Annotated in this window: 11 protein-coding genes; 7 read left to right on the top strand and 4 right to left on the bottom strand. The window is 40.8% G+C overall.

The annotated features are described in order from the left end of the window. The coding region (locus AAC037_RS07450; RefSeq protein ID WP_339902388.1) for a hypothetical protein at positions 1 to 743 on the top strand (743 nt) is incomplete at its 5' end. Between the two features lie 173 nt (positions 744 to 916). On the opposite strand, the gene AAC037_RS07445 is transcribed toward AAC037_RS07450, so the two are convergent. Next, positions 917 to 2,743: a TonB-dependent receptor gene (locus AAC037_RS07445; RefSeq protein WP_339902387.1), complete on the bottom strand. Its 1,827-nt coding sequence runs from the start codon at positions 2,741 to 2,743 to the stop codon at positions 917 to 919. Positions 2,744 to 2,989: 246 nt separating this feature from the next. Here AAC037_RS07445 and AAC037_RS07440 point away from each other — a divergent pair, with 246 nt between their 5' ends. Continuing rightward, a complete protein-coding gene (locus AAC037_RS07440; protein WP_339902386.1) occupies positions 2,990 to 4,942 on the top strand; it encodes a M1 family metallopeptidase in 1,953 nt (650 codons plus the stop codon). Between the two features lie 68 nt (positions 4,943 to 5,010). Here AAC037_RS07440 and AAC037_RS07435 read toward each other — a convergent pair whose 3' ends face one another. Beyond that, on the bottom strand, positions 5,011 to 5,412 hold the full coding sequence (locus AAC037_RS07435) for a VOC family protein (RefSeq protein WP_339902385.1): 402 nt from the start codon (positions 5,410 to 5,412) through the stop codon (positions 5,011 to 5,013). Between the two features lie 121 nt (positions 5,413 to 5,533). Then, positions 5,534 to 7,165 (bottom strand): S41 family peptidase, encoded by a 1,632-nt coding sequence (locus tag AAC037_RS07430; RefSeq protein WP_339902384.1) that lies wholly within the window; start codon positions 7,163 to 7,165, stop codon positions 5,534 to 5,536. A gap of 173 nt (positions 7,166 to 7,338) precedes the next feature. Between AAC037_RS07430 and AAC037_RS07425 the strand changes: the two genes are divergently transcribed. From AAC037_RS07425 to AAC037_RS07410, 4 genes are read left to right on the top strand one after another with little or no spacing between them, the layout of a single operon-like run. Further along, positions 7,339 to 8,097: a hemerythrin domain-containing protein gene (locus tag AAC037_RS07425; RefSeq protein WP_339902383.1), complete on the top strand. Its 759-nt coding sequence runs from the start codon at positions 7,339 to 7,341 to the stop codon at positions 8,095 to 8,097. Next, entirely contained in the window at positions 8,097 to 8,510 is a 414-nt protein-coding gene (gene ruvX / locus AAC037_RS07420) for a Holliday junction resolvase RuvX (RefSeq protein WP_339902382.1), read from the top strand. The genes AAC037_RS07425 and ruvX overlap by 1 nt, the downstream gene beginning before the upstream one ends. Then, the gene (gene def / locus AAC037_RS07415) at positions 8,507 to 9,055 is read left to right on the top strand and encodes a peptide deformylase (RefSeq protein ID WP_339902381.1); all 549 of its coding nucleotides are present in this window, start codon (positions 8,507 to 8,509) and stop codon (positions 9,053 to 9,055) included. The genes ruvX and def overlap by 4 nt, the downstream gene beginning before the upstream one ends. 37 nt (positions 9,056 to 9,092) lie before the next feature. After that, positions 9,093 to 9,884: an amidohydrolase gene (locus AAC037_RS07410; protein ID WP_339902380.1), complete on the top strand. Its 792-nt coding sequence runs from the start codon at positions 9,093 to 9,095 to the stop codon at positions 9,882 to 9,884. Positions 9,885 to 10,117: 233 nt separating this feature from the next. Here the strand turns inward: AAC037_RS07410 and AAC037_RS07405 are convergent, their stop codons facing one another. Next, positions 10,118 to 12,247, bottom strand: a complete 2,130-nt coding sequence (locus tag AAC037_RS07405; protein ID WP_339902379.1) for a T9SS type A sorting domain-containing protein — start codon at positions 12,245 to 12,247, stop codon at positions 10,118 to 10,120. A gap of 185 nt (positions 12,248 to 12,432) precedes the next feature. On the opposite strand from AAC037_RS07405, the gene AAC037_RS07400 reads away from it, so the two are divergent. Beyond that, positions 12,433 to 13,213: Mur ligase family protein (locus tag AAC037_RS07400; RefSeq protein WP_339902378.1), on the top strand; the 781-nt coding region annotated here is incomplete at its 3' end.

Raw genomic sequence — 13,213 nt, 5'->3', positions numbered from 1 at the left:
GTGGGACACCTTATATTTATGCGGCAGACCTGCTCGAAGGCTGGGGCCAATGGACATCGAAGGATAAGCTAACTTACCAGATTTGGTTAAGGGATGTCATGTACAGCAAAGTAGCATGGGCAAGTCGTTATAGGAAAAACAACTGGGGAGTGGCAGGCTCTTTTTCAGCTGCACTCATTGCTTATTATCTGATGGATCATCCTGACTGGAAGCTTGAAGAAATTAGTCCCAAAGCTTTAAGCTTAAGTCCCAAAGAGGCCTTTGCCGCACACAATGCCATGCAGATAGGGCGACAGAAAACGACTGATGATTGGAAGTTAGATGCCAAAGTGAATATTTGGGGGATTTTACCCAATGGTGCGATCCCTGAGGAAATCCGAAGAGGGGATGATCCCATAGATGGTGATTACCTGCCTACTGATGGCAGTGGTACCCATTATACCATGACTTATATCGAGCATCTCACAGCACATGCCGAATTTTTAAGAAGATTGGGTGACCATTCTATTTATGACAATATTGAAAAAGATGGTTCCGGCTCCCTTCTCCAAGCCTATCACTTTGTAATAGATAATCCCAAAGGTACCCACTGTTTTACCCCAAATCGAATCAATGCCTTGTATATGGCTTATGATTATTATAAGGATCCGGCAATGCTTCGCTCCCTCAAAGACTGTGGACCCGGAAATATTTCAGGCCAGCGTTTGGCGCTTTTTGGCAGGTTGACCCATCCTTTATTTTAAATCCGAAATAGGTAATCTATTAACCCCGGTTCGATTTAAATTCTTAAAAATCGGCTACGCCGTCACTGCGATCCCTTTTTGGGACAGGATGACCAATTTTTACCAACAAGTATTTAAATCGAACTCAGGTTATTTTATCGTCCGGGTTAAACTTATTTTTAATTATAGCCATTTTATTTTAGCCTGAAATTCATACCTCCCCTTGCCCATCTTCCGGGCATTTGTACTTTTCCTGCTTCAATATAATCGGTATTGCTAATGTTGGAAACTTCGGCAAAAAAGCTGAATTTCTTTAGGCGGTTAAAATCCAATCTGGCGTCTAGTAGAAAATAAGGGTCCAAGCTCATCCTTTCGATGTACCGCATTTTGGCAGTCAATTCAATATTTTCTTTGAAGGCCAGTTGAAGGCCGGAAATTAGCTGATGTTTAAGCGCTGTTAAAGAGTACCTTGTTTCCATACCCTCTTTCTCTATGAGGTTGGCATCAATGTAATTATAACTTAAACTTACCTCTCGCAATTGGAAATTATGTTGGGTGCTTTCAAATCTGTACTGAAACCCTGTCTCTAAGCCTTGGAATGTTACTTCATTAAAATTTTGCGGCTTCCAAGGTTCTTCGGGATCTTCTCTGGTCCATTCTATCAGGTTGTCTGTATGCCTGTTGAAGTAGACCAGCTCAGCCCTGAACCCATTTTTTGATAATTTAAAACCTGCTTCATAATTGACGGCTTTTTCAGGTTCCAACATGTCGTTGCCAATATTGGTTGGCCCTACGTAATACAAGTCGGTATAGGTTGGGATTCTAAAGCTTACGCCAAAATTGGCATAAGTTCTGAGCCAAGGATTAAGCTGATAGCCCAATTCAGCACCGGGAAAATGCTTCCATCCATACTCTGAGTAATAGTTGGAATAAAGGCCGGCTCTGATGTCCCCATGCTGGGAGAAGTTGGTTCGGTGTTCCAAAAAGGCTCCCATGATGGTCCTTTCCCTCAGTCCTAAATTATTGCTGTCAATTTTTTCTTGTCGGCCTTCCACACCATAGCCTAAAGTACCAAAATTGGTTTCATGGCGTCCATTGATTTCAATTGCGTAAACATTTGTAGTATGCTGGTTTTGGAAAAAAGAGGGGTCATTTCTTTTCAATAGAAACTCATCTTTATTGCTTCTCCAATAGGCCCTTGACTGCAGGTAAGTGTTGCCTTTTTCTAGGATATGGCTGATGGCTGCCAAGCCTGTTTGTACACTTTCATACTGATCAGGGAATGAACTTGTGTAAAAACCATTGGCACCAAAATCTCTGTTGGCGTAGGAAAGTATGGTTTTTAGCTCCTGAAAATCATTCAAATCAATACCAGCTTCATAGAAAATGGTATGGATAGAATAATCACTATTGTGCCAATGACCATCGCTGGCATCATGGGATATGGCCAGGCTCTGTTTGAATTTTCCGATTGGTAAGGAAACCTGCAAAGAACCACCTCTCATCCCAAAGTCACCACCGTATAATCCGGCCTGTAGGTTAAAACTTTCCGGAAGCTCTGTAATTATATTGATAGCTCCTGCATAAGCATTTTGCCCGTAGATTCGGGAAGCAGGCCCTTTGAGGACATCAATTCTCTGTACACTAGCTAGTGGTACCGGAATATTGACCATATGGTGGCCGGTTTGTGGATCTGAAAGTTTGATTCCATTGACCAACATTAGGGTTTGCTCAAAAGAACCACCGCGAATGCCAATGTCTGCCTGTACGCCACTTACGCCTCTTTGTCTCACATCCAACCCCGGTGTGAAGGATAATATTTCCTGCAGACTGCGTGCAGGGGCGGTTTCAATATCCTTTCTATGGATAATGCTTATGTTTCTAGAACTTTTGGAAAACGGAATTTCCATGCGATTCTCCTTTATGATTACCTCGTTGAGCTCATGAATGGTGCTATCATTCTGGGCAATTGATACCGAAGTGGCAATGAATATAAAAGCAATTATTAGGTGATATTTCATAGGATTGTTATTTGCGCCTCAAATTACCCCTCAAAAATTTACAAATACAAATCCGAAGATTGTAGGAGTTTAAGCAGGTCAGGTAAAAAATAGATGAATAGTACTTCTAATTAACAAAATAAACTTTTACCAATTTGAGGGCGAGAGAGCAATATATGGCCAAAAGCATTCAATTGAAGAAAGGATTTATTTGATTGAACCTCTCTTATATGAGGCGATTCTTTTAATTTAGCAAAAAAAAGAACTATGAAATATAATCATCTAAGCAAATGGCTGATTGTAGCCTTATTGTTTTCTGCCAATTGGGTCTCTGCCCAGGTGACTGAAAATAACCAAAATGATTTCAACGAATTTACTTATAGGCAAGGTTCAGCTTACAGGGCTGCTTCAGGAAAGCCGGGGCCGGACTACTGGCAAAATAAAGCAGATTATAAAATTTCAGTAACACTGGATGAGCAAGAACATGTTATAGCAGGTAAGGTGGACATTACCTATACCAACAATAGCCCTGAAAGTCTGCCTTTTGTTTGGTTGCATTTGGAGCAAAACAGGTTTAAAGCAGATTCCAGAGGGACACTGACTACCCCCATCCAAGGGAACAGGTATTCAGGAGATGTTGATGGAGGCTTTGCCATCAATAATGTTGAAGCCAAATTAAACAAGCGAGGAAGTACGGCTTCTTCCAAACACATCATTACAGATACCCGTATGCAGGTCTTTTTTGATGAGCCCATTCCGGCAAAAGGCGGACAAGCCACCATTTCCATGAATTTTGAGTTTAAAATTCCTGTAAAAGGAATGGATAGAATGGGTAGATTGGCTGTGGAAGATGGTACCATTTATGCGCTGGCTCAATGGTATCCCAAAGTTGCTGTATTTGACGATGTGGAGGGTTGGAACATAGAACCTTATCTTGGAGCAGGTGAGTTTTACTTGGACTATGGAGACTTTGACTACCAAGTTACGGTGCCTTATGACCATATTGTAGTAGGTTCCGGCGCCTTACAAAATCCTAAAGAAGTATTGAATAACACCCTACTGGATCGACTGGAAAAAGCGGAGAATAGTGAGGAAACAGTTTATCTGGTAAAGCCGGAGGAAGTGAACAAGCCGGAATTAACCAGGCCCAAGCAAGAGGGAGCCTTGACTTGGCATTTTAAAATAGAAAATGCCAGAGATGTAGCTTTTGCTTCTTCAAGTGCATTTATTTGGGATGCCGCTAAAATTAACTTACCGGAAGGAAAAAGCGCGCTTGCACAATCTGCCTATCCTAAAGAAAGTGATGGGCAAGATGCCTGGAGCAGGTCTACAGAATACAGCAAAGCGTCTATTGAGCATTATTCCAATAAATGGTTTCCATATCCTTATCCTTCTGCAGTTAATGTGGCTGCTGATATTAACGGAATGGAATACCCGGGGCTAAATTTCTGTAGCTATAAAAGCAAAGAAGGCTCGCTATGGGGTGTTACTGATCATGAGTTTGGACACAATTGGTTTCCTATGATTGTTGGCTCCAATGAAAGACGTTATGCGTGGATGGATGAAGGCTTCAATTCTTTCATTAACCATTACAGTTCTGAAGCATTCAATGATGGGGAATATGGATCCACTATGCAACAAACTAGAAAGTACCTCAACTGGTTTAACAGTGAGGACAGAGAAGGAATTGATACTTATCCTGATGTAGCCAATACCTCTAATTTGGGCATGATTGCCTACATGAAACCTGCCATCGGTTTGTTATTATTGAGGGAGTATATATTGGGTGAAGAACGATTTGACAATGCCTTTAAGGCTTATATCGAGGCCTGGGCCTACAAACACCCTACACCCAATGATTTTTTTAATATTGTGGAAAATGTGGGAGGAGAAAACCTCTCATGGTTCTGGAAATCCTGGTTTTATGGTACAGATAATATTGATTTGGCCATTGAAAATGTGGTGCCTTATGGCAATGATCAAGTGGTTATCTTAAGCAATAAAGGAGGGGTGCCAATGCCAGTTAAGCTTGGGCTTACTTATGCAGATGGAAGTAAAGAGCTTATCATGTTGCCTGTAGAGATTTGGCAAAGAGGAGACAGCTGGAATTACCAACACAAATCTGATAAGCAGCTTGTAGGAGTTGAGATTGATCCTGAAAAAATTCTTCCGGATATCAATATAGGCAATGATAAATGGCCAAGTGAAATTTATAAATAAGGAATAAAAAGGAGGGGCATTTTAGTTCCTCCTTTTTATTTATCATATCCTTGTTATTAAAACTTTATCTATTCAAAATCATCATTGATTTCTAACCAGTAACCGTTAGGGTCTTGAAAAAAGATTTGGCGGATACCATCAGGGCGCAGGTTTACTTTTCCATTGAGGCCTTCTGAATTTCCGAAAGGAACGTTTTTATCTTTTAGTTTATTTATGAACGCATCCATGTTTTTTACACAAAAGCAAAGGTGGTTGGTTCTGTCTATGTTTTGCTCTTCCCAGGGAACCTCACGTTCGATTACGTGGATGGATAGGCCGTACCCCATGCCAAACCAGGTATGTAGATGGTCTTTAAAAGGATCTTCAATTTTAGGTAATCCGATTACTTCCTCGTAAAATTGATTGGTTTCTTTGAGGTCTTTGGCATAGATCGCAACGTGATTGACTTTTAATTGGGCAAATTCACTCATGGAAAATGGATGATTTGAGTTAAAGATGGAAGATTTAAAAGGCTAAACAACCCTTTTAGTGACAAAAATATATAAAAAAAGCCGGAGGTTTCATTCCTCCGGCTTATTAATGAGATATAGCTTATTCTTTAAAGAAAGCCAAAGTTTCTGCATTTTCCAGCAGCTTGATGGCTTGCTGATAGATTTCATTGACTTCATTTACAACTTTGTAAAAGGCATCATCATCGTAAATATTCCTTGCCATATGGGCTTTTAGGAGTACCTGCAAATAATGCTTCGATTTATTAAAATCCTTTTCATTGAACTCAACTTTGTATTTTTCTCCCATTTTCACCAGATCGTTGAGCATGGCATCAGAGATTTCAAAGTTCTCGTTGTACTCCTCAAATGGCATATTATCGAATTTCTTCTTATTGGTGTCCAAATAATCCAGGATATATTCCCTCCACGATTCAGATCTAAACAACCTGTTGACATAAGAGCTTGACATGCTAGTATCCATCGGAACAAAATAATCCGGCATGATACCTCCTCCACCATAAACAGTTCTTCCTTTAAGCGTTTCGTATTTTAAACTGTCATTAAAATCAATGCTGTCTGCACTGTAAAATTCTCCATGTTCCAAACGATTGAAATAATCCATGGCATAATCTTCATCATTCTCTCCGTAAGGTTTTTGGATGGATCTGCCAGAAGGGGTGTAGTACCTCGCAATGGTAAGGCGCAACTCAGCACCGTCAGATAAATCAATAGGCATCTGAACAAGTCCTTTACCGAAGGACCTTCTACCTACAATCAGCCCTCTGTCGTTGTCTTGAATGGCTCCTGCCACAATTTCAGATGCTGAAGCACTTCCTTCATTGACCAATACGATAACAGAACCCTCTTCAAATGCGCCGGGTCGTACAGCAAATGCTTCCTGGCTGTACCTGTCTAACTTTCCTTTTTGGGATACGATAACCGCTTTGTCTTTCAACATTTCATCAGCAATATTAATGGCGGCACCCATATAGCCTCCGGGATTACCCTGAAGATCGATGATCAAGCGTTCCATACCCTCTCCCTTCAATTCTTGCAATGCATTCCGGAATTCCTCATGGGTATTGGCTGCAAACCTTGTGATTTTTATATAGCCTGTTTGGCCATCTATCATATATGAAGCATTCACACTGTATTGCGGAATCTTATCTCGAGTGATATTAAAATCAAGAAGGTCTGATTCATGCTTTCTTTTGATGGCAATTTCCACCTGGCTGCCTTTAGGTCCACGCAATAGATCAAATACATCTCTATTTGTAACGCCGGTACCGGCTACCGTTTCACCGTCTACTTTGATAATTTGGTCACCCGGTTGCAGGCCTATTTTTTCTGAAGGGCCACCTGTAAGCGGGGATACCACATAGATGGTGTCTCTCAAAATACCAAACTCAATTCCTATCCCATCAAATTCTCCTTCTAACTGAGATTTAGCCAAGGCAGCATCTTCGGCGGGGATATAACTGGAGTGAGGGTCAAGTTTTCCCAGCATTTGCTCTATTCCAAACTCTACCAACTCATTGGTGTCTACACTGTCCACATAATCCCTATTGATATAAGTAATGATCTCCTGCAGTTTATAAATGGCAGACTTTAAATCATTCCTGTCTGAAGAGGGGGCCGCAAAGGTAGCTCCTATCCAAATCCCTGCTGAAATACCCAAAGCCAAAAAAATGGGTAATCGTATTTGTGATTTTGTATTCTTCTTTATGCTCACGTTATTCCTATTTATATTTTAATGCAAAGAAAAGCATCGTTTAATTTAATTGTTTTTTGCCAATATTACAATTAAACATGTATTGAAGGCGTTTCGTTTAGATAAACGTAATATTTTTAAAATCGGTGCTATAACTTACTTTTTTTACATTTATTTCTTTTAATTTTGTGACAATGCACTCTTCCAAAAACAAACATAGAAAATCCATTGCAGAATTGGTTACAGAAAACCATGTTTTAGCAGAAGTGCTTCACTATTTCGGCATAAGTTTTTTTCAGCATGAGCAGCACTCCTTGGAAGAAGTCTGTGCCAAGTACAAAGTAAACCCTTTTCAGGTAATCGCAGAATTGGAAGAGTGGGCCGGTAGGGTGGAGCCAACCAAGGATGAGCTTTTTTTACATCCTATTGGGGTTTTGGTAGGCTATCTTAAAAAGAAGCACAGGCATTTTATCAGGCAAGCCTTGCCTTTTCTTACCAGTATGGTGGAGGGCATAGCAATGGAAGAGCAACAAAAATGCTTGATTACAGACCTTCGGCTGATGTTTCCATTATTTGTTGATGATTTTATTCACCATATTCATGAAGAGGAAGACACTTTATTTGAGAGAATCACTTACTTGCATGAGATAGAAAGTGGTGCCATCCCCTTAATTGAAGCCATAAAAGTGTTTGAACTCCCCTCTATTCAGAAAATGGCAGATGAACATGATGCCCATGATGATGAAATGGAAGGCATTCGAAAACTCACCAATGATTATGAGATCTCAGGTACAGCAAGCGTTTCTATGCGGGTGCTTTTCATTGAACTTCAAAAGCTGGAGAAGGAATTAATGATTCACGCAAAAATTGAAAATGACCTGCTCTTTCCTAAGGCTGTAGAACTTGAGCGGGAAGTTTTGAGAAGACTTCGTTTGCAAATAAAGAACAATTGATGGGTAGAGTTTTGGCCATTGACCTAGGAACTAAGCGTACAGGCTTAGCCGTTACCGATCCATTGGTGATTGTAGCGAGCCCATTAGAAACTATACCCACACATCAATTGTTAGATTACTTGAAGCGCTATACAAAAATCGAGGAGGTATCAACAATTGTTTTGGGATGGCCTAAATCCCTGGATGGAACTGACACCAATATGACTCGGCCAGTCATTTCGTTGGAGAAAAAACTAAAGAAAACCTTCCCGGAGATAAATGTTGAATTGGTAGATGAGCGCTTCACTTCCAAGATGGCCATGCAATCCATGATCAATATGGGGAGCAAGAAAAAAGATAGAAAAGAAAAAGCAGGCAATTTGGATAAAATTAGTGCCGCTATAATTTTACAAACCCATTTAGATAGAAAATGATATACCCTATAGTAGCTTTCGGTCATCCGGTACTTAAGAAAGAAGCAGAAGAAATTCGTGAAGGCGACGATGTGAGCGGGTTAATTCATGACATGTTTGAAACTATGGGCAAAGCGAATGGCGTGGGACTTGCTGCCCCCCAAATCAACAAAGGAATTCGCCTCTTTGTCTTGGATAGTAACCTTATGCTTGATGAGGAAGATGAAGAGAAAGGCATAAGGAAAGCTTTTATCAACCCTATTATTCTTGATGAGTATGGAGACAAGTATGTTTTTGAGGAGGGTTGTTTGAGCATTCCTGAGGTGAGAGCAGAGATCACAAGACCTGAAAAATTAACCATTGAATATTTTGACGAAAACTGGAACCTACAAGAGGAAGAGTTTTCTGGCATGACAGCAAGAGTGATTCAACATGAATACGACCACCTGGAAGGTATACTTTTTGTTGATTACCTAAAAGGGCTCAAAAGGAGAATGGTAAAGGGTAAATTGGTGGATATAAGCAAAGGAAAGGTCCCTACAGACTACCGTATGATGTACCCCTGATCCTTGCTCATTGATTGCTTACCCTTAAATTCTTATCATGCAAAATCTTACTTTAGCATTAGTTCAAACAGATATCTATTGGGAAAATAGTGCCGCTAATCTTGCCATGTTTGAGGAAAAGCTGTGGGCAATGAAAGAAAAGGCAGATATCATTGTCTTGCCGGAAATGTTTACCACAGGCTTTACCATGAATTCAGAGGATCAGTCGGAACCCATGAACCTGCATGCTTCAAAATGGTTGCTTCAAATGGCCGGACAGTTGAAATCCATCATTACCGGCAGTGTGATCATCAAAGCAGATGGAAAGCATTACAATCGCTTGCTTTGGGCTACTCCGGAAGGTGAGCTGCTTCATTATGACAAACGCCACCTCTTTCGCATGGCCGGAGAAGACAATTATTTTTCCATGGGAATGGAAAATAAAACCTTCACCTGCAAGGGTTGGAAAATACGCCCTCAAATCTGTTATGATTTGAGATTTCCACTCTGGTCTCGAAATGCTTCTACTTCAGAGGGAGAGATGGACTATGATTTGATTTTTTATATTGCTTCTTGGCCGGCATCCAGAGTCACTGCATGGGATGCATTGCTCCGGGCAAGGGCCGTTGAAAACCTATGTTACTGTGTTGGGGTGAATCGTGTTGGTGAAGATGGCAATGGGGTAAGTTATTGTGGCCATTCTGCTGCCTATGGATACAAGGGTGATGAATTGATTCAATGTGGGGAAACTGCTAAGATTTCCTTGGTAACCTTGGATGGGAAAGCACTTTTGGATTACAGGACCAAGTTCCCTGCTTGGAAAGATGCGGATGGATTTTCTATTGATTGACTCGGTTTCGGAATAGTTTTCAGATTTCGTGATAAATCCCCCTTGATCCCCCTTTAAAAAAAAGGGGGAGTTCGTTATTATTAAGATTTCCGGGTTCGTTTCTTTGGGCTAAATTTTGTCAGCCCGATTGAATCCTATCAATTCAGCATAAAATCCCGATTCTGAAACTCCCCCTTGATAAGAGAGCAGAGCATGTCCCGGAAAAAGTAAGGAGGGATTTTTACGGGTACGATTTAAGGACTAACAATCAGCTTTTTGTAATGCCTCTCATTGGCATCATTTATGAATTCTAGCAAGTACAAGCCTGAAGGTAGGTGATGGCCATTGAATAAGTTTTCCTGATTTTTTACCAAGTCTATGCCGTCCAAAATAAGGGCGCCGGATGTACTGTAGATGTTCAGCTTAGCAGCTCGATTGATCACAATTTTGAATTCCTGTCCATGTGTGGGGTTGGGGAACAGTACTATTTCCGTGGTAGCTCCGGGTTCGGAACCCCCATCATCCAATTGGCTCAGGTATTCCAAACCACCGGCCCTATTTCCAAGGATCAAATCAAAACCTTCTCCCAATAATTCCGGGACAAATGTAAGGGAGGTGTTTTTGCCAAACCGTGTGGTATCAAATATTTGGTCATACAAATGGATAGCTACTTGAACGCTCTCGCTTTCCTGAAGAAAATCCTCAATGGCATACAAGATACCCTGTTGGTTGATGGCCATTAATAAAGGGGAAGCACCTGATTTTACGGCAACGGATAGATTTCTTGCTACAGGATTGTCAATAAACCCCAAAAAATCATTTTCCAATAACTTCAGCTCAAATCCATTGTCAATGTCTAAAGAATAGAGCAGTAACTCACCGGTTTGTCTGGCCAAAAGTAGGTAGTCGTTCGTTTGGTCGTGAAAAAGGTGAACCTGATCCAAACCTCTCAAAACAAGTGATGGAAATACCAATTCATTGCGTGCTTCAGGGCTGGCAACAGGCGCCACGTAAATTTTTTTATAAGGAATATTTTCTTCATAGATGTCCCCTGCAATGATATGGAAAGATTGATTGTCTTTGGAAGTGTACCTTTGGTAATTGGGTTCTGTCAATTCGAGCTCACTTATATTGAGATAATCACTGGATGTGAGTAGGGCTTTATTTGCTGTTATTTCATAAGCGAATATTCTTCCTTGTACATCGTCTCCTACCTTGGTATTGGCTGCGATGAAGAGTTCACCATTGGATTTATTTCCAATATAAAAGGGTCGGGAATTTTCTCCAAAGTCCAGCATATCCGGTTTTAAAAACAGTTCAGTGCTGGTATTAGGTCCTGTTGGGATACGGTAAAGTGCTTTCGCAAAGTCTATATTATAATTGTAAGAAGTGGCAGAAGAATGGGAAGAAACAATCAAGTCGTCTTCCAAAACAAATCCTGCATGGAAATTAGGGAATTGAGGCAATTGACCAAATTGGGGGATGCTTGTACTGATAGAAGTGAAAACCGGAGCGATATCTGTCCCTTCATTGGCCAAGAAATACAGGCTGTTGCATTCATCTCTTCCCATAAGTAGGTCTTTGATTCCATCCTGATTAAGATCTTTGTATAGTAAGGAGTGTCCACCGGAATGAAGGGTTTTTAATTTTTCTGCATCCAGCCGGGCGTTGCTGATGGGACTTCCACCGCATGTGATACCAAAACTAATGTCTCCACAATCACAAAATTCAAAGTTCCCCCAATGGTTTTGGGAAGCCTCGAACTGGTCAATGTCAGGGCTACCCTTGCGTTCCACACTGGTATTCTGGTAATATTCTAAAAAATCCCCTGAGGCAAAATTAAAAGTAAGTACGTCCAAATCCCCATCCTGATCTATGTCTTCAATAAGCGGAATATCCAGAATATTGGCCGTGAGGTTAGATCCATTTTCCAGGCGCAAAAAGTTTTGGGCTACTTCCCATACAGGTAAGGTACTGTTCTCAGGGCTAATGTTTTTGTAGGCTTTGATGCCAAATGGGGAGCCGGTAAACAAATCTTTTTTACCATCCCCATCAAAATCTACCAGGAGCAGAAATGCATTGACATCTTCCGGAAACAAATAACTTCCCCCCGGGAGATAGCGGTAGGCAGTACCATTTTTTTCAAAAACCTTTATGTTCCCTGAATTGATGTCCCAAATTACCAGTTCCTCTTCACCATTGTTGTTGCTGTCAAATTGCTGGAGTTGTGCAGCATTTATACCTCCTGTAAAAGCCATGGGTAGGACCTCACCATTTTCGTCCAACACCTCCAAATTTGTTTCGAAAGCAAAGTTGTATTGGGCCTTTACACTATTTGAAAAGAAGGTAAGTAGAATAAGTAAGCGAACTGTTTTTGTCAACATAAGTGAAAATAATGAATTGGCTTCAAATCTCCTGTATTGGTAAAATTAAATTTTTGCGATTCATTTAGAAAGGTATTTTTCATCTTTAACGGCCATAATTGAAAACAGATGCATTACTTTTGTCACTAATTTCAGCATTTAGATTACTTGTCATAAGTTTGATCAAAGAAAACCATAAAACCACTATGGACAAAATAGCGCAATTATACTCCCTTTTTCTTACTTCAGAACGTGTATCTACGGATACGCGGACCATTGCAGATGGAGACTTGTTTTTTGCCTTAAAAGGCCCCTCTTTTGATGGTAACCAGTATGCGAAAAAGGCCTTGGCATCAGGTGCCAAAGCTGTAGTTGTTGATGATCCGGAAGTAGTGGAGAACGAAGGCTATTTTTTAGTAGAAGATGTTTTGGTGGCTTTACAGCAATTGGCCAGGCACCACAGGAAACAATTGTCCCTACCTGTCATAGGGCTTACAGGTTCCAATGGCAAGACCACCACCAAGGAATTATTGATGAGGGCTTTGTCACCTAAGTACAGGGTTCAGGCCACTCAAGGTAATCTCAACAACCATATAGGGGTGCCATTGACGTTATTAGGCTTGAAGCCGGAAACTGAGATTGCCATAATAGAAATGGGGGCCAGCAAGCAGGGAGATATTGATGAATTGTGTCGGATAGCTTTGCCAAGCCATGGATTGATCACCAATATAGGCAGGGCACATTTGGAGGGCATGGGAGGAATAGAAGGGGTGTTAAAAACCAAGACTGAGCTATTTCAATATTTGCGGGAAACAGGGGGACAGGTATTTATCAATTCGGGGCAGGAGATCTTTACCAATATGATCAAGAGATTCAAAAACCCAGTACTGTTTCCAGGTAAAGCTGATTTTTGTCAAGTAGAATTCCTAGGTGCCTCACCTAATGTCTCCTTTAGCTTGCCACCTGATGAGTCAATTTATGTGTCCA

It is taken from the genome of uncultured Cyclobacterium sp. (assembly GCF_963976465.1).
GTDB lineage: Bacteria > Bacteroidota > Bacteroidia > Cytophagales > Cyclobacteriaceae > Cyclobacterium.
This window is presented reverse-complemented; position numbering and strand designations above follow the sequence as displayed.